This is a genomic window from Staphylococcus sp. MZ3 (assembly GCF_018622755.1).
Lineage (GTDB): Bacteria > Bacillota > Bacilli > Staphylococcales > Staphylococcaceae > Staphylococcus > Staphylococcus aureus.
Genome location: NZ_CP076026.1, coordinates 2,104,062 through 2,123,042 on the forward strand (window position 1 = coordinate 2,104,062; position 18,981 = coordinate 2,123,042).

Annotated in this window: 14 protein-coding genes, 2 tRNA genes and 3 rRNA genes; 4 read left to right on the plus strand and 15 right to left on the minus strand. The window is 37.1% G+C overall.

Going from position 1 to position 18,981, the window contains the following annotated elements:
• Position 1 precedes the first annotated feature (1 nt).
• Genes leuB through ilvA form a run of 4 tightly spaced genes read left to right on the plus strand, consistent with a single transcriptional unit; the run spans position 2 to position 4,288 of the window.
• A complete protein-coding gene (gene leuB / locus KI230_RS10295) occupies positions 2 to 1,048 on the plus strand; it encodes a 3-isopropylmalate dehydrogenase (protein ID WP_000221945.1) in 1,047 nt (348 codons plus the stop codon).
• A gap of 13 nt (positions 1,049 to 1,061) precedes the next feature.
• Positions 1,062 to 2,432 (plus strand): 3-isopropylmalate dehydratase large subunit, encoded by a 1,371-nt coding sequence (gene leuC / locus KI230_RS10300; protein WP_000531834.1) that lies wholly within the window; start codon positions 1,062 to 1,064, stop codon positions 2,430 to 2,432.
• A complete protein-coding gene (leuD, locus tag KI230_RS10305; protein WP_000718949.1) occupies positions 2,433 to 3,005 on the plus strand; it encodes a 3-isopropylmalate dehydratase small subunit in 573 nt (190 codons plus the stop codon).
• 14 nt (positions 3,006 to 3,019) lie between these two features.
• Positions 3,020 to 4,288, plus strand: coding sequence for a threonine ammonia-lyase IlvA (ilvA, locus tag KI230_RS10310; protein WP_000216862.1), 1,269 nt, complete (start codon positions 3,020 to 3,022; stop codon positions 4,286 to 4,288).
• Positions 4,289 to 4,364: 76 nt separating this feature from the next.
• On the opposite strand, the gene KI230_RS10315 is transcribed toward ilvA, so the two are convergent.
• The 15 genes from KI230_RS10315 to alr form a co-directional block, all read right to left on the minus strand.
• Positions 4,365 to 4,781: a hypothetical protein gene (locus KI230_RS10315; RefSeq protein WP_000688533.1), complete on the minus strand. Its 417-nt coding sequence runs from the start codon at positions 4,779 to 4,781 to the stop codon at positions 4,365 to 4,367.
• 328 nt (positions 4,782 to 5,109) lie between these two features.
• Positions 5,110 to 5,224, minus strand: a 5S ribosomal RNA gene (gene rrf, locus KI230_RS10320).
• 72 nt (positions 5,225 to 5,296) lie between these two features.
• Positions 5,297 to 8,218: ribosomal RNA gene (locus KI230_RS10325) — 23S ribosomal RNA — on the minus strand.
• Between the two features lie 443 nt (positions 8,219 to 8,661).
• Positions 8,662 to 10,211, minus strand: a 16S ribosomal RNA gene (locus tag KI230_RS10330).
• Together the 16S, 23S and 5S rRNA genes with 2 tRNA genes alongside form the textbook arrangement of a ribosomal RNA operon.
• 118 nt (positions 10,212 to 10,329) lie before the next feature.
• Positions 10,330 to 10,403: transfer RNA gene (locus KI230_RS10335), tRNA-Gly, on the minus strand.
• A 21-nt stretch (positions 10,404 to 10,424) separates the two neighbouring features.
• A tRNA-Leu gene (locus KI230_RS10340) sits at positions 10,425 to 10,507 on the minus strand.
• 647 nt (positions 10,508 to 11,154) lie between these two features.
• Complete coding sequence (locus KI230_RS10345; protein ID WP_001058111.1) at positions 11,155 to 11,610, minus strand: SprT family protein; 456 nt, start codon at positions 11,608 to 11,610, stop codon at positions 11,155 to 11,157.
• Complete coding sequence (locus tag KI230_RS10350) at positions 11,603 to 13,753, minus strand: Tex family protein (protein ID WP_000370140.1); 2,151 nt, start codon at positions 13,751 to 13,753, stop codon at positions 11,603 to 11,605. Before KI230_RS10350 ends, KI230_RS10345 begins: the two co-directional genes overlap by 8 nt.
• A 433-nt stretch (positions 13,754 to 14,186) precedes the next feature.
• The gene (gene sigB, locus KI230_RS10355) at positions 14,187 to 14,957 is read right to left on the minus strand and encodes an RNA polymerase sigma factor SigB (protein WP_001041102.1); all 771 of its coding nucleotides are present in this window, start codon (positions 14,955 to 14,957) and stop codon (positions 14,187 to 14,189) included.
• Positions 14,932 to 15,411 carry an anti-sigma B factor RsbW gene (gene rsbW, locus KI230_RS10360; RefSeq protein WP_001190829.1) on the minus strand — a complete coding sequence of 160 codons (480 nt, stop codon included), beginning with the start codon at positions 15,409 to 15,411 and terminating at the stop codon, positions 14,932 to 14,934. Before rsbW ends, sigB begins: the two co-directional genes overlap by 26 nt.
• Before the next feature lies 1 nt (position 15,412).
• Positions 15,413 to 15,739, minus strand: coding sequence for an anti-sigma factor antagonist (locus KI230_RS10365; protein ID WP_001052491.1), 327 nt, complete (start codon positions 15,737 to 15,739; stop codon positions 15,413 to 15,415).
• Between the two features lie 118 nt (positions 15,740 to 15,857).
• Positions 15,858 to 16,859, minus strand: a complete 1,002-nt coding sequence (locus KI230_RS10370; protein ID WP_000390829.1) for a SpoIIE family protein phosphatase — start codon at positions 16,857 to 16,859, stop codon at positions 15,858 to 15,860.
• A gap of 349 nt (positions 16,860 to 17,208) precedes the next feature.
• Positions 17,209 to 17,571: a type II toxin-antitoxin system PemK/MazF family toxin gene (locus KI230_RS10375; protein WP_000621175.1), complete on the minus strand. Its 363-nt coding sequence runs from the start codon at positions 17,569 to 17,571 to the stop codon at positions 17,209 to 17,211.
• Positions 17,568 to 17,738, minus strand: coding sequence for a type II toxin-antitoxin system antitoxin MazE (gene mazE, locus KI230_RS10380; RefSeq protein ID WP_000948331.1), 171 nt, complete (start codon positions 17,736 to 17,738; stop codon positions 17,568 to 17,570). The genes KI230_RS10375 and mazE overlap by 4 nt, the downstream gene beginning before the upstream one ends.
• 84 nt (positions 17,739 to 17,822) lie before the next feature.
• Entirely contained in the window at positions 17,823 to 18,971 is a 1,149-nt protein-coding gene (gene alr / locus KI230_RS10385) for an alanine racemase (RefSeq protein WP_001281154.1), read from the minus strand.
• Positions 18,972 to 18,981: the final 10 nt, after the last annotated feature.

The window sequence follows — 18,981 nt, forward strand, 5'->3', positions numbered from 1 at the left end:
TATGACTTATAACATTGTTGCCCTACCTGGTGATGGAATCGGTCCAGAAATTTTGAACGGATCTCTATCATTGCTTGAAATTATAAGTAATAAATATAACTTTAATTATCAAATAGAGCACCACGAATTTGGTGGTGCCTCTATTGATACATTCGGCGAACCTTTAACTGAGAAAACCTTAAATGCGTGTAAAAGAGCAGATGCTATTTTACTGGGTGCAATCGGTGGACCTAAATGGACAGATCCTAACAATCGACCAGAACAAGGATTATTAAAATTGCGTAAATCCTTAAATTTATTTGCAAATATACGCCCCACTACCGTTGTCAAAGGCGCTAGTTCTTTATCACCTTTAAAGGAAGAACGCGTTGAAGGCACAGATTTAGTTATAGTCCGTGAATTGACAAGTGGTATTTATTTTGGAGAACCTAGACATTTTAATAATCACGAGGCCTTAGATTCTCTTACTTATACAAGAGAAGAAATAGAACGCATTGTTCACGTAGCATTTAAATTGGCCGCTTCAAGACGAGGAAAACTAACATCAGTTGATAAAGAAAATGTATTAGCTTCTAGTAAATTGTGGCGCAAAGTCGTAAATGAAGTAAGTCAATTATATCCAGAAGTAACAGTAAATCACTTACTTGTTGATGCTTGTAGTATGCATTTAATCACAAATCCAAAACAATTTGACGTCATCGTATGTGAAAACTTATTTGGCGATATTTTAAGTGATGAAGCTTCAGTGATTCCTGGTTCACTTGGTTTATCACCTTCTGCTAGTTTTAGTAACGATGGTCCAAGATTGTATGAGCCTATTCATGGATCAGCACCAGATATTGCAGGTAAAAACGTTGCCAATCCATTTGGAATGATTCTATCTTTAGCGATGTGTTTACGTGAAAGCTTAAATCAACCAGATGCTGCAGATGAATTAGAACAACATATTTATAACATGATTGAACATGGGCAAACGACAGCAGATTTAGGCGGCAAATTGAATACTACTGATATTTTCGAAATTCTATCTCAAAAATTGAATCACTAAGGGGGAGATGTAAATGGGTCAAACATTATTTGACAAGGTGTGGAACAGACATGTGTTATACGGGAAATTGGGCGAACCGCAACTATTATACATTGATTTACACCTTATACATGAAGTTACTTCTCCTCAAGCATTTGAAGGACTTAGGCTTCAAAACAGAAAATTAAGACGCCCAGATTTAACATTTGCAACACTCGATCACAATGTTCCTACTATTGATATATTCAATATTAAAGATGAAATTGCAAACAAACAAATCACAACATTACAAAAAAACGCCATAGATTTTGGGGTGCATATTTTTGATATGGGTTCTGATGAACAAGGTATTGTTCACATGGTAGGACCTGAGACAGGACTTACACAGCCTGGAAAGACAATCGTTTGTGGTGACTCTCACACAGCAACACATGGAGCATTTGGTGCTATTGCATTTGGAATTGGAACAAGTGAAGTTGAACATGTTTTCGCAACTCAAACGCTATGGCAAACAAAACCCAAAAACTTAAAAATCGATATTAATGGTACCTTACCAACAGGCGTCTATGCTAAGGACATTATTCTGCATTTAATTAAAACGTATGGTGTTGACTTTGGTACAGGCTATGCTTTGGAATTTACTGGCGAAACAATTAAAAACCTTTCAATGGACGGTCGAATGACTATTTGTAACATGGCTATCGAAGGTGGTGCCAAATACGGCATAATCCAACCTGATGATATAACATTTGAATATGTTAAAGGGAGACCATTTGCCGATAACTTCGTTAAATCAGTTGATAAGTGGCGTGAGCTATATTCTGATGACGACGCGATATTTGATCGTGTAATTGAACTTGATGTTTCAACATTAGAACCACAAGTGACATGGGGAACTAATCCTGAAATGGGTGTTAATTTCAGTGAACCATTCCCTGAAATCAGTGATATCAACGATCAACGTGCGTATGATTATATGGGGTTAGAACCAGGACAAAAAGCTGAAGATATCGACTTAGGGTATGTTTTCCTCGGTTCATGTACGAATGCTAGACTATCAGATTTGATTGAAGCTAGTCATATTGTTAAAGGAAATAAAGTTCACCCAAATATTACAGCTATTGTCGTGCCAGGTTCTCGTACAGTAAAAAAAGAAGCTGAAAAATTAGGTCTAGATACTATCTTTAAAAATGCAGGATTTGAATGGCGTGAACCAGGATGTTCAATGTGTTTAGGCATGAATCCTGACCAAGTACCTGAGGGCGTACATTGTGCATCTACAAGTAATCGAAACTTCGAAGGACGACAAGGCAAAGGTGCTAGAACACATTTAGTATCCCCTGCTATGGCAGCAGCAGCAGCTATTCATGGTAAATTTGTGGACGTAAGAAAGGTGGTTGTTTAAATGGCAGCAATCAAACCTATTACAACATATAAAGGTAAAATAGTCCCTCTTTTCAACGATAATATCGATACAGATCAAATCATTCCTAAAGTACACTTAAAGCGTATTTCAAAAAGTGGCTTTGGTCCATTTGCTTTTGATGAATGGCGGTACTTACCTGATGGTTCAGATAATCCTGATTTCAATCCAAATAAGCCTCAATATAAAGGGGCTTCTATTTTAATTACTGGAGATAATTTCGGATGTGGTTCAAGTCGTGAACATGCAGCTTGGGCACTTAAGGACTATGGCTTTCATATTATTATTGCAGGAAGTTTCAGTGACATTTTTTATATGAATTGTACAAAAAATGCAATGTTACCAATTGTTTTAGAAAAAAATGCACGTGAACATCTTGCGAAATATGTTGAAATTGAGGTCGATTTACCAAATCAAACTGTGTCATCACCAGACAAAAGTTTCCATTTTGAAATTGATGAAACTTGGAAGAATAAACTTGTAAATGGCTTAGATGACATTGCAATCACCCTACAATATGAATCATTAATAGAAAAATATGAAAAATCACTTTAAGGGAGTTGAATATTATGACAGTCAAAACAACAGTTTCTACGAAAGATATCGATGAAGCATTTTTAAGACTTAAAGATATTGTCAAAGAAACACCTTTACAATTAGACCATTACTTATCTCAAAAGTATGAATGTAAAGTTTATTTAAAACGAGAAGATTTACAATGGGTACGTTCTTTTAAATTAAGAGGTGCTTACAACGCTATTTCTGTTTTATCAGATGAAGCTAAAAGTAAAGGTATTACATGTGCGAGTGCAGGTAATCATGCTCAAGGTGTTGCCTATACAGCTAAAAAACTTAATTTAAACGCTGTTATCTTTATGCCAGTCACTACACCTTTACAAAAGGTAAATCAAGTAAAGTTCTTTGGAAATAGTAACGTTGAAGTTGTACTCACTGGTGATACATTTGATCACTGTTTAGCTGAAGCTTTAACTTATACAAGTGAACATCAAATGAACTTTATAGATCCATTCAATAATGTTCATACAATTTCTGGACAAGGTACGCTTGCTAAAGAAATGCTAGAACAATCAAAGACTGACAATGTTAACTTTGATTATTTATTTGCCGCTATTGGTGGTGGTGGATTAATTTCAGGTATTAGTACTTACTTTAAAACCTATTCACCTACTACGAAAATTATAGGTGTTGAACCTTCAGGTGCAAGTAGTATGTATGAATCTGTTGTCGTAAATAATCAGGTAGTCACATTGCCTAATATCGATAAATTTGTGGACGGTGCATCTGTAGCTAGAGTTGGCGATATTACATTTGAAATTGCAAAAGAAAATGTAGATGATTACGTTCAAGTAGATGAAGGTGCAGTTTGTTCTACGATTTTAGATATGTATTCAAAACAAGCAATTGTAGCAGAACCTGCTGGCGCATTAAGTGTAAGTGCGCTTGAAAACTATAAAGATCATATTAAAGGTAAAACAGTGGTTTGTGTCATTAGTGGTGGTAATAATGATATTAATCGAATGAAAGAAATTGAAGAACGTTCATTACTATACGAAGAAATGAAGCATTACTTTATCTTAAATTTCCCTCAACGTCCAGGTGCATTGAGAGAATTTGTAAATGACGTATTAGGACCTCAAGACGATATTACTAAATTTGAATACTTAAAAAAATCTTCTCAAAATACAGGTACTGTCATTATTGGTATTCAACTTAAAGATCATGATGATTTAATACAACTCAAACAACGTGTAAATCATTTCGATCCTTCCAATATTTATATTAATGAAAATAAGATGTTATATTCATTGTTAATTTAACACATAGTAAGAAAAACAGTCATAAATTGATTTCTAATTGAAATCATCTTATGACTGCTTTTTATTATACTTTACATTATTGAGGTTGCACGCTTTGTATACCATCGTATATTTCTTTGAGCCTAAAGTCTTCTTCATTCCCCACCCCATTATTTATATTTTGAATGGCAGTTGAAATTACTTTGTCATAAATAGCCTTCTCACTTTCTGGTAAATTATGTCGTGGTATACTCATCAAAGCATATGCTTTTTGTTTATCTTCAATGTTTTCTATACGGTTCTTCTTATTATTAAAATTCTCATTAGCTTCACTACCATTATTATTAATATTATGCGTGTTTTCTTTTTCATGTTTGTTTTCTTGCATATGATTCGGGACTTCTGACTTATTTTTAGCATCTGCAGGAAAATATATTTTATATGCAAAAAATCCACACACTATCAATGAGCATACAAATAAAAAAGTTAACATCGTACCAATAAATATTTTCAAATCCGTTCTCCTTTCAACCATTCATTCTTACATGTATATTTAGTATTTAAAAATCCTTATAGTCTCGATTTGCCTGGCAACGTTCTACTCTAGCGGAACGTAAGTTGGCTACCATCGTCGCTAAAGACCTTTCTTGACTTGTGACAATCGCTTGCTTCTTTCCTCTCCTTCGGCTCTCGCTTACTCATTTAGCTCTACTAAACTCGTTGCGCTCTTTTCTCGTTTCGTCAGATTCAAACGTTTTCACTTCGCCAAGCCATCTTTCTTTGTGTTTGCTTTTTACTATGTAACTTCAGACATAAAAAAAGAGACCTTACGGTCTCAACTTGCCTGGCAACGTTCTACTCTAGCGGAACGTAAGTTCGACTACCATCGACGCTAAGGAGCTTAACTTCTGTGTTCGGCATGGGAACAGGTGTGACCTCCTTGCTATAGTCACCAGACATATGAATGTAATTTATACATTCAAAACTAGATAGTAAGTAAAAGTGATTTTGCTTCGCAAAACATTTATTTTGATTAAGTCTTCGATCGATTAGTATTCGTCAGCTCCACATGTCACCATGCTTCCACCTCGAACCTATTAACCTCATCATCTTTGAGGGATCTTATAACCGAAGTTGGGAAATCTCATCTTGAGGGGGGCTTCATGCTTAGATGCTTTCAGCACTTATCCCGTCCACACATAGCTACCCAGCTATGCCGTTGGCACGACAACTGGTACACCAGAGGTATGTCCATCCCGGTCCTCTCGTACTAAGGACAGCTCCTCTCAAATTTCCTACGCCCACGACGGATAGGGACCGAACTGTCTCACGACGTTCTGAACCCAGCTCGCGTACCGCTTTAATGGGCGAACAGCCCAACCCTTGGGACCGACTACAGCCCCAGGATGCGATGAGCCGACATCGAGGTGCCAAACCTCCCCGTCGATGTGAACTCTTGGGGGAGATAAGCCTGTTATCCCCGGGGTAGCTTTTATCCGTTGAGCGATGGCCCTTCCATGCGGAACCACCGGATCACTAAGTCCGTCTTTCGACCCTGCTCGACTTGTAGGTCTCGCAGTCAAGCTCCCTTATGCCTTTACACTCTATGAATGATTTCCAACCATTCTGAGGGAACCTTTGAGCGCCTCCGTTACCTTTTAGGAGGCGACCGCCCCAGTCAAACTGCCCGCCTGACACTGTCTCCCACCACGATAAGTGGTGCGGGTTAGAAAGCCAACACAGCTAGGGTAGTATCCCACCAGCGCCTCCACGTAAGCTAGCGCTCACGTTTCAAAGGCTCCTACCTATCCTGTACAAGCTGTGCCGAATTTCAATATCAGGCTACAGTAAAGCTCCACGGGGTCTTTCCGTCCTGTCGCGGGTAACCTGCATCTTCACAGGTACTATGATTTCACCGAGTCTCTCGTTGAGACAGTGCCCAAATCGTTACGCCTTTCGTGCGGGTCGGAACTTACCCGACAAGGAATTTCGCTACCTTAGGACCGTTATAGTTACGGCCGCCGTTTACTGGGGCTTCGATTCGTAGCTTCGCAGAAGCTAACCACTCCTCTTAACCTTCCAGCACCGGGCAGGCGTCAGCCCCTATACATCACCTTACGGTTTAGCAGAGACCTGTGTTTTTGATAAACAGTCGCTTGGGCCTATTCACTGCGGCTCTTCTGGGCGTTAACCCTAAAGAGCACCCCTTCTCCCGAAGTTACGGGGTCATTTTGCCGAGTTCCTTAACGAGAGTTCGCTCGCTCACCTTAGAATTCTCATCTTGACTACCTGTGTCGGTTTGCGGTACGGGCACCTATTTTCTATCTAGAGGCTTTTCTCGGCAGTGTGAAATCAACGACTCGAAGACACAATGTCTTCTCCCCATCACAGCTCAGCCTTAACGAGTACCGGATTTGCCTAATACTCAGCCTTACTGCTTAGACGTGCAATCCAATCGCACGCTTCGCCTATCCTACTGCGTCCCCCATCGATTAAAACGATTATAGGTGGTACAGGAATATCAACCTGTTATCCATCGCCTACGCCTGTCGGCCTCAGCTTAGGACCCGACTAACCCAGAGCGGACGAGCCTTCCTCTGGAAACCTTAGTCAATCGGTGGACGGGATTCTCACCCGTCTTTCGCTACTCACACCGGCATTCTCACTTCTAAGCGCTCCACATGTTCTTACGATCATGCTTCAACGCCCTTAGAACGCTCTCCTACCATTGTCCAAAGGACAATCCACAGCTTCGGTAATATGTTTAGCCCCGGTACATTTTCGGCGCAGTGTCACTCGACTAGTGAGCTATTACGCACTCTTTAAATGATGGCTGCTTCTAAGCCAACATCCTAGTTGTCTGGGCAACGCCACATCCTTTTCCACTTAACATATATTTTGGGACCTTAGCTGGTGGTCTGGGCTGTTTCCCTTTCGAACACGGACCTTATCACCCATGTTCTGACTCCCAAGTTAAATTAATTGGCATTCGGAGTTTGTCTGAATTCGGTAACCCGAGAGGGGCCCCTCGTCCAAACAGTGCTCTACCTCCAATAATCATCACTTGAGGCTAGCCCTAAAGCTATTTCGGAGAGAACCAGCTATCTCCAGGTTCGATTGGAATTTCTCCGCTACCCTCAGTTCATCCGCTCACTTTTCAACGTAAGTCGGTTCGGTCCTCCATTCAGTGTTACCTGAACTTCAACCTGACCAAGGGTAGATCACCTGGTTTCGGGTCTACGACCAAATACTAAACGCCCTATTCAGACTCGCTTTCGCTACGGCTCCACATTTACTGCTTAACCTTGCATCAAATCGTAACTCGCCGGTTCATTCTACAAAAGGCACGCCATCACCCATTAACGGGCTCTGACTACTTGTAAGCACACGGTTTCAGGTTCTATTTCACTCCCCTTCCGGGGTGCTTTTCACCTTTCCCTCACGGTACTGGTTCACTATCGGTCACTAGAGAGTATTTAGCCTTAGGAGATGGTCCTCCCAGATTCCGACGGAATTTCACGTGCTCCGTCGTACTCAGGATCCACTCAAGAGAGACAACATTTTCGACTACAGGATTATTACCTTCTTTGATTCATCTTTCCAGATGATTCGTCTAATGTCGTCCTTTGTAACTCCGTATAGAGTGTCCTACAACCCCAACAAGCAAGCTTGTTGGTTTGGGCTCTTCCCGTTTCGCTCGCCGCTACTAAGGGAATCGAATTTTCTTTCTCTTCCTCCGGGTACTAAGATGTTTCAGTTCTCCGGGTGTGCCTTCTGATATGCTATGTATTCACATATCGATAACATGACATAACTCATGCTGGGTTTCCCCATTCGGAAATCTCTGGATCAAAGCTTACTTACAGCTCCCCAAAGCATATCGTCGTTAGTAACGTCCTTCATCGGCTTCTAGTGCCAAGGCATCCACCGTGCGCCCTTAATAACTTAATCTATGTTTCCACCATTTTTATAAGTCAAACGCTCACATACGGCTTCGTTTTCATTATTTTAAATGCTCATTTACATAAGTAAACTCTGCTTTAAAATAATTTAACTCATTGTCTGCTAAACGTTTTCTTTTATAAAAAGATTTAAACGCGTTATTAATCTTGTGAGTGTTCTTTCGAACACTAGCGATTATTTCTTATGAATTCAAGCTTATTTAAAACTCTTTATTCACTCGGTTTTGCTTGGTAAAATCTATATTTTACTTACTTATCTAGTTTTCAATGTACAATTTCTTTTTAGTCAAGCGCTCGCATACTGCTTTATTTTCAAAAGCAATATCACTTTAACCAAAAAATATTTGAATGTTAAATAAACATTCAAAACTGAATACAATATGTCACGTTATTCCGCATCTTCTGAAGAAGATGTTCCGAATATATCCTTAGAAAGGAGGTGATCCAGCCGCACCTTCCGATACGGCTACCTTGTTACGACTTCACCCCAATCATTTGTCCCACCTTCGACGGCTAGCTCCTAAAAGGTTACTCCACCGGCTTCGGGTGTTACAAACTCTCGTGGTGTGACGGGCGGTGTGTACAAGACCCGGGAACGTATTCACCGTAGCATGCTGATCTACGATTACTAGCGATTCCAGCTTCATGTAGTCGAGTTGCAGACTACAATCCGAACTGAGAACAACTTTATGGGATTTGCTTGACCTCGCGGTTTCGCTGCCCTTTGTATTGTCCATTGTAGCACGTGTGTAGCCCAAATCATAAGGGGCATGATGATTTGACGTCATCCCCACCTTCCTCCGGTTTGTCACCGGCAGTCAACTTAGAGTGCCCAACTTAATGATGGCAACTAAGCTTAAGGGTTGCGCTCGTTGCGGGACTTAACCCAACATCTCACGACACGAGCTGACGACAACCATGCACCACCTGTCACTTTGTCCCCCGAAGGGGAAAGCTCTATCTCTAGAGTTGTCAAAGGATGTCAAGATTTGGTAAGGTTCTTCGCGTTGCTTCGAATTAAACCACATGCTCCACCGCTTGTGCGGGTCCCCGTCAATTCCTTTGAGTTTCAACCTTGCGGTCGTACTCCCCAGGCGGAGTGCTTAATGCGTTAGCTGCAGCACTAAGGGGCGGAACCCCCTAACACTTAGCACTCATCGTTTACGGCGTGGACTACCAGGGTATCTAATCCTGTTTGATCCCCACGCTTTCGCACATCAGCGTCAGTTACAGACCAGAAAGTCGCCTTCGCCACTGGTGTTCCTCCATATCTCTGCGCATTTCACCGCTACACATGGAATTCCACTTTCCTCTTCTGCACTCAAGTTTTCCAGTTTCCAATGACCCTCCACGGTTGAGCCGTGGGCTTTCACATCAGACTTAAAAACCGCCTACGCGCGCTTTACGCCCAATAATTCCGGATAACGCTTGCCACCTACGTATTACCGCGGCTGCTGGCACGTAGTTAGCCGTGGCTTTCTGATTAGGTACCGTCAAGATGTGCACAGTTACTTACACATATGTTCTTCCCTAATAACAGAGTTTTACGATCCGAAGACCTTCATCACTCACGCGGCGTTGCTCCGTCAGGCTTTCGCCCATTGCGGAAGATTCCCTACTGCTGCCTCCCGTAGGAGTCTGGACCGTGTCTCAGTTCCAGTGTGGCCGATCACCCTCTCAGGTCGGCTATGCATCGTTGCCTTGGTAAGCCGTTACCTTACCAACTAGCTAATGCAGCGCGGATCCATCTATAAGTGACAGCAAGACCGTCTTTCACTTTTGAACCATGCGGTTCAAAATATTATCCGGTATTAGCTCCGGTTTCCCGAAGTTATCCCAGTCTTATAGGTAGGTTATCCACGTGTTACTCACCCGTCCGCCGCTAACATCAGAGAAGCAAGCTTCTCGTCCGTTCGCTCGACTTGCATGTATTAGGCACGCCGCCAGCGTTCATCCTGAGCCAGGATCAAACTCTCCATAAAAATTATGATGTTTGATTAGCTCATAAATACTAAATAATGTTTGTAACTTATAGTTACGTTTTTGGAATTAACGTTGACATATTGTCATTCAGTTTTCAATGTTCATTAAAATTATCTATGGAGCGGGTGATGGGAATCGAACCCACAACATCAGCTTGGAAGGCTGAGGTTTTGCCATTAAACTACACCCGCTTATTTAATTAAGAATTTTGATGCGGCCGAGAGGACTTGAACCTCCACGGGATTTCTCCCACTAGGCCCTCAACCTAGCGCGTCTGCCATTCCGCCACGACCGCGGATATAGGCATTTAAAACATCTTCGTTTTTCAGAACGTTATTTATTATATTATGTTTGAAAATATTTGTCAATAACTTTTAATCGTTTTTTTACATTAAATTAATTTGTGTTATCAGTTGTTAACACAACGCTATTTATAATAAAACATTAAGAACTTATTGTCAACATATTTTATAAATTAAATTTAGAATTGACTGTCTTTCAAATCAAAGTTTATTTAATTTGTTCTTTTTTAAGGAACGTGTTTAATCATACTAACTATAAGCTGTACAGTCAATAGAAAAGTTCAATCAAAATGTCATAAAAAAATGTATAATTATCTTTTGTGCTACTTTAAAGCTTTAATTGGGTAAAGTTTATATATTAATTATTACTAAAATACGCCAAGATTTTTAATCTAATCATTTTAATTTCATCCTATCAAGCCACAATTTATGCCATTACCTATATCATAAGTAGAAAAGCCGAGATTGCGAAGTATTAAATTACGACAATCTCGGCTTTAAACATTTTATAAACACAATTTCTTCTTATTCAATTACTATGTTTACCAATCAAAATAACTCACTGATAAATTTTATATAAATTCCATACAACTCATAAATAATCTTACATATACACGAATTAGCTCTATTTGTATTGTACTTATTTCAATTGTCTTTTCATTCTTAATTTTCCATTGCAATGTCCGCAACGCATACGATTCGTATCAACTTTACGGATACGTATATATTTTGCATGACATTTAGTGCAATAATATTCATAATTCGCCCGTTGTTGATAGCTTTCAATGCTGTTACAAAATCTAGGTGCTCCAACCTGTTGGCTCAATCGTTTAAAATCTTGATCTTTATGTTGATAACCTTTACCAGCGATATGCAAGTGATAATGACACAGTTCGTGCAGTATAATTTTTACAACAGCATCTTCTCCATAATGCTCATATTGTTTTGGATTAATTTCAATATCATGGGACTTTAAAAGATAACGTCCGCCTGTTGTACGTAACCTTTTATTAAAATATGCACAATGTCGAAACGTACGTCCAAATTTTTCTTCCGAAAGATTCTCAACCATTCGCTGAAGTTTGTCATTATTCATGTGGATCAATCATCGTTAATGATACTTTGTCTTTATTTTTGTCAATACTGTAAATCCAAACGTCAACGATATCACCAACACTGACAATATCCATTGGATTTTTTACGAACTTCTTAGAAAGTTTCGAAACATGGACAAGTCCATCTTGTTTAACACCTATATCTACAAATGCTCCAAAATCTACTACATTTCTAACTGTGCCACTCAATTTCATTCCTTCTTGTAAATCTTCAATTGATAGCACATCGGATTTAAGGATTGGTGTTTCAAACTCGTCCCTTGGATCTCGATTAGGTGCTTTCAAGGATTTAATAATATCCTCTAATGTAGGTACACCGACTTGTAATTCAATCGCCAGTTCATCCATATCCAATGAATTTAATTTATCTTTTAATGCATCACTACCTAAATCATTGCCACCAAATCCGAGTTTATCTAATAACTGATACGTTACTTTATAGCTTTCGGGATGAATCGATGTATTATCCAATGGCTCTGAACCGTCTACTATTCTTAAAAATCCTATACTCTGCTCAAAAGTTTTAGCACCCAAACGCTTAATCTTGCTTAACTCTTTATTATGCTTTATTGCGCCATTTTCTTCTCTATATGCAATTATATTTTTAGCAATTTGCGAACTTAGACCAGACACATATTGTAATAATGATGATGATGCTGTATTGACATCAACACCTACTTGGTTAACTGCTGTTTCAACGACGAAAGTTAATGCATTTTCTAGTGCTTTTTGATTAACATCATGCTGGTATTGTCCGACACCAATAGATTTAGGATCGATTTTAACTAATTCACTTAATGGATCTTGAACGCGTCGTCCAATTGATACGGCACTTCTTTCTTCCACTTGAAAATCAGGAAATTCATCTCTAGCAATTTCTGATGCTGAGTATACTGAAGCGCCCGCTTCATTGACAATGATGAATTGTACTGGCAACTGATGCTTTTTAATTAAATCTGCAACAAATTGTTCTGTTTCACGACTTGCAGTACCATTGCCAATTGCAATTAATTGCACATCATACGCTTTAACCATTTGTACAAAATCCTTCTCTGCTGCCTCTTTTTTAGAAACTGGTGGATGCGGATAAATCACACCTTTTGCTATAAAAGTACCGAATGGGTTAATGACTGCTAATTTGCAACCTGTTCTAAATGCTGGATCTACGCCTAATATTTGCTTACCTTTCATAGGAGGTTGCAGTAATAGATTTCTTAAGTTTTCACTAAAAACATCTATTGCATGATTTTCAGCTTTTTCAGTTAAATCAGCATGGATTTCACGCTCTATCGAAGGGACAATTAAGCGTTTCAAGCTATCTTTAATCGCCTCTAAAATATAACTGCGATTTACATTATTATGATTGATTTCTTGACGTGCAATGAAATCCTCTACTGATGTCGTATCGAATTCAAACTTTACAGATAATACTTTCTCTTTTTCACCACGATTAACAGCTAAAACTCTATGATTAGCAATGCGTTTAATTGGCTCACTATATGCATAGTACATTTCAAAAATACCTTTTTCATCTTCAGCATTTTTCTTTTTAGATGTAGTTAACACACCTTGATGATACATATCTTTTAAAATTTTTGTTCTATATTTAGGATTATCTGAAATTTGTTCCGCAATAATATCTTGTGCACCTTTGATAGCATCTTCAACCGATTGCACTTCTTCGTTTATAAACTGTTGTGCTTTTTCTTCAATTGAGACTTCATGTTTACGTGCCTTCATCCATATCGCTAATGGCTCTAATCCTTTACGTTTCGCCTCAGTTGCCCTTGTCTTTTTCTTTTGTTTAAAAGGCCTATATAGGTCTTCAACACGTTGTAATTTGTTCTGTTTTAAAATATCGTTCTTTAATTCCTCAGTAAGTAATCCTTGCTGTTCTATATTTTTGATAACTTCTTCTTTACGTTTTTGTAAATTGACCATATATTGGTATTCGTCATCAATTTGCTTTATTTGAACTTCATCTAGTCCACCAGTTTGCTCTTTTCGATACCTCGCAATAAATGGTACTGTATTTTTTTCTTCTAGCAGTGTTAATACTGCTTCAATTTGTTTTTTACTAAATTGATATTTCTCTATGATTGAATTAATCAATTGATTGTCCATTTACTTAACCCACACTTTTTCTTAAATTTACTCATTTATTTTAACATATTCTAAAATACTTCTATTAAGGTATGATACTTAATGTAATTTTCACTTCCAAAACATTTAAAACGAATGATTAGGTCATACTATATTTTAAAACGCACTAAGATTATTGAAAATGACACACCATCATTTCTAAATTTCATAATCTAAGACTACTTTTTTTATTCTAATAGCAATCCACCTATTTAAAACGACAATTAGATATCTTCTTCACTTAAATTATTAATACTATATCGCGACATTTATGTGGATACACATTAAACTACGTTAATAATGTATTAATTCGAAAATCTTAATTAAATTAAAAATACCCCTCGATTTCAATTTAATAATCAAGGGATAATTATATGGATTTTTCATTATAAAACGTATCATTAATAAGCAAATTCTATTTATGTGCTGCTTCTTGTAATTTCTTAATTGCCGTTCTTTGAAGTCGTGATACATGCATTTGACTTAAACCGATACGCTCACCTGTCTCTTTTTGACTCAAACCTTCAATAAACGTACATTGTATGATTTCTCGTTCGCGATCAGATAATATAGGTAATATTTTTTCTAAAATCATACGTTTTTCAGTTAAGTCATAATGGTCATCTTGTTGTCCCATAATATCTAATAGCGTAACAGTTGAACCATCTTTATCAGCTTCAATGGAATGATCAACACTTAACGCATTATAACTTTGTCCCATTTCCATTGCTTCTAACACTTCTTCTTCTGAAACTTCTAATCGATCAGCTATTTCACTGATAGAAGGTGAACGCTCTAATTCAGCGGTTAGTTCATCGCTCACTTTTTTGATTCTTGGCCCAATTTCTTTAATACGTCTCGGAACATGTACACTCCAAGTTTTATCTCGTAGATATCTTTTGATTTCACCGATTACAGTAGGTACTAAAAAGGCTTCAAACTTCCGTTCAAAGGACATATCGAATCTATTTATGGCACCTATTAAACCAACCATACCAACTTGAACTAAATCTTCGTGATGTGATTGTCCTTTAGAATATTTATATGCCAATGACTCAATTAGTTTTTGGTAATGTTTAACTAACTTATCCTGTGCATCTGTATTCTTATTTTCTTGGTGTTCTTTAATCCATTGGTTAATTTGCTCAGGTGAAATTTCATTAGCTGATTTCGACTCTTTCGCCATTATTTCGCACCTGCTCTTTTTTTATATACTTAGTCATACTGATTGTCACACCAGATTCTTTATATACTGTGACTTCATCCATTAAAGATTCGATTAAAAATAAACCTAGGCCACCTTCACGTAAAAAGTCTATATTTTCGTCTTTATCGTAAGGACCTATTTTTGATTTAGTTGTTTCATAATCAAAACTGTCACCTTTATCAGAAATAACAATTTTAATTTTATCTTCTAAAATTTCAAAATATATGTTAATAATGCCTACATTGTTATTTTCTTTGTATGCATGTTTAACTGCATTTGTCACAGCTTCACTAACTGCAATCTTGGCATCTTCAATATCATCATATGTAGCACCAGCTCTCGAAAAAACGCCAGAAAGTGTTAAACGAATTAAACTTACATACTCTGCCGATGCTGGCACGCGCATTTCGATAAAATCTTCTTTAGATTGCATGTTATTCGACCTCCGTTCCTTCATTAACATGCATTAAATCCTTAAGACCAGTAATTTCAAATAGTCTACCGATACGATCTGACACACCTAAAATGTATAGCTCTTTATCATTTTGGTTTAATGCTTTTAATGTACCTACGAATAAACCTAAACCTGTCGAATCCATATAACTCACATTTTCTAAATTAACATAAATATCACGAGTTCCATCTTGTCTCATAGGTGTTAAAACCTCTTCTAATTCAGGCACAGTATAAACATCTAATTCTCCACCGACTTTAACTTCGTAAAATTTATCTTGAGTGGTTGTTTCTATATTAAGATTCATTTCATTACACTCCTACTTATTAAAAATATTTATCTTCATTTTAAGCGCTGTATCCACCATATTTATATTTCAAATTATTATATACCCATCGAAATAATTTCTAATCTTCTTTTTTAAATTAATTTACTCTTTTTATAATCAAAATAGTCATATCATCTTTTTTATTTGGGTTTTGAAGCTTTAAAATTGCTTCATAGATAATTTGAACAATATCTTGTGGGTGCATATGTTTATGTTTTTTAATATATTCTAAAAGTTTTTGTTTATCTATAAAGGTACCTTCACTATTTCTAGCTTCAGTCACACCATCCGTTAAAATGATAATTAAATCATCAAGGTATATTGGAATTTCTTGTTGTTGATATCGTGTTTGTGAACTGATTCCTAACACTCTACCTCTAACTGAAATTTCTTCGAATTCTTCTTTTTCAGCGCGATAAATATATCCAGGCTCATGACCAGCTGAACTACAATACAATAAATGGTTCATTTCTTCATATAAACCATAAAACATTGTGACGAACATATTTTGATTAATATTCTTTTCAACAACACGATTTAAACGTTTTAAACCATCACTCGGTAATTGTGAGTGTCCATAAGAATCCATGCCAAACTTTATCATACTCATTGCTAAAGCAGCTGGTATACCTTTTCCAATGACATCTGCAACAGCAAAGCTCATTGTGCCATCGTTATGGTCAATTAAATTAAAATAATCTCCACTTACTTTTTGTGCCGCCACTGAAATAACGCCAATTTGAATACTATCAAATTGTGGAATATCTGTTTTAAGCATTGTTTGTTGTAAGCTAGAAGCTAAGTCTATCTCTTTATCGTGAACTTGAAGTTTATCTACCAATCTTTGATAATCTCGATAACTATAACCAAAGCCTTTAACGATTTCTTGTAAGACATCTAATGTCTTGAACACATCTTCACGCGTTAAGTTTAACGTCAATATATAGTTTTTGTGAATATCGACAATGTCTTCAGGCAAGACGTCCTTACGAATCACTTCGTCAGTGTATTTTTCACACTTTTTTATCAATTCTACTTTATCTTGGCACGTTAAACTTTCATCAATTAAACCCTTATAATGTTGCTTAAATTCTTCCACGATTAGTTGCCTCCTCACTTCCCTTACAAAGCAAATGCTTAAGCAAGGATAATTATGATTCACTTACTAACATTTATTTAATTGCACTTATCAATTTTGTCGTTTGCAATTTTGCTGTAGATGATACTTTTAAGCTAAAAAAAACTTTAGGATGGAATACCTAAAGCCTAAAAAACTTAAGACATCCTTTTATAATAAAAAATATGAATATCATAACTGGTATTTGCTAAAATCTTTGTTTATAAGAAAATTCTTCGTACAGAATTTAGAAATAGTTATAATTATTATAAAGTTATTGTCTTTTATATCAATATTTTATTTATCTCTGAAAAATACATATAATAGACGCCTAATTTTTCTGGTGAGCTACTGCATTCAGCCCTAAACTAATCATTAGTGCATTATCTACTTCTTTCATTTTATCATCGGATAAGTACGTCAGTTTTTCTTTCAATCGTTTTTTATCAAGTGTACGAATTTGTTCTAATAATATAACTGAGTCTTTATCCAATTTATACTTTTTCTTTTCAATCTCTACATGTGTCGGTATTTTCGCTTTATTAATCCTACCAGTTATTGCCGCAACAATAACTGTAGGACTATATTTATTACCAGTATCATTTTGAATTATGACTACAGGTCTGACTCCCCCTTGTTCAGATCCCTGTACTGGTGATAAATCTGCTAAATAAACATCTCCTCGTCTAATCATTCATTCGTTGAATTAGAAGATAAATATGTTTCGTTGCAATCGCATGCTTCACACTCTATCGGAAAAGCTTCGTTCGCTAGGGAGAGATTTAAATCAGCCATTTGTGAATATCCTTCTTTTAAAGATTGTTCTAAGCTATGACTTCTATTTTGACTAAAAGATAACATATGAGAACCTCCAATTGATTCCAAAAGTTATTAAATGACCTTTAATTACTCTAATGATAACAAATTTTATATGCACTGACCATATTATTTTAACAATTCATTTGTTACAAAACGTTGATCACCATCATGATAGATTCGCGGCAAACGTCTCGACAAGTTACAAAGCACTTCATAATTAATAGTATGTTGCTTTTCAGCTACCACCTCTACCGACTGTGGACTTTCTCTATGATTATCTATTAAAATCACCGAATCTCCAGCTTTAACTTGATCTGGCACTTTAACAATTGTCTGATCCATACATACGCGACCAATAACTTCGCATTGATGACCATTTACATTTACAAAGCTACCTTGCATTATGCGTAAATAGCCATCTGCATATCCAATAGGTAACAATGCTATTGTAGTTGGGTCAGTAGCTGTATAAGTTGCACCATAACTTACAGACTCACCCGCTTGTAGCGTCTTTGTTTGAACTACATTAGCAATTAATTGCACACTTGGTTTAAGGTGTACTTTAACTTTTTGCTGTACATACTCTGATGGATAATATCCATAAAGGGAAATTCCTGGTCTTATTGCATTACAGAATTGGCAATCCATTAATAGAGAGCCTGCTGAGTTCTGACAATGTATATATTCAGGTTTAATTGCTTCATTGACCATATCTTTAAAACGTTGATATTGTTCAGTTGTCATATCTCCTGGTTCGTCAGCACAGGCAAAGTGTGTAAACACGCCTTCAAATACAAGTTGCTCATATTGTTGAATGATTTCAATCACTTCTTGATACGTATTAGTATCTTTAATACCTAAACGTCCCATTCCTGTATCTAATTTAATGTGCAACCATAACTTTTTCTCTTGCTCACCAGAAATGTTTTTAATTGCTTCTTTCAACCACTGTTTAGACGGAACCGTTAAGGCAACTCGGTGTTGTATCGCTTTATCAATATCTTTAGCTGGTAACACACCTAAGACTAAAATTTTAGCAGTAATCCCATGCATTCTAAGTTCTATCGCTTCATCTAACGTTGCTACAGCAAAAAATGTGGCGCCATTTTCCATTAAATGACGTGCTACTTTAACACTACCTAGTCCATAGGCATTGGCTTTAACGACAGCCATCACTGTTTTATTTGGATGCAATGTACTGAATACTTTGAAATTTGATGCAACAGCGTTTAAATCTACATTCATATACGCAGATCTATAATATTTATCCGACATATTACTTCCT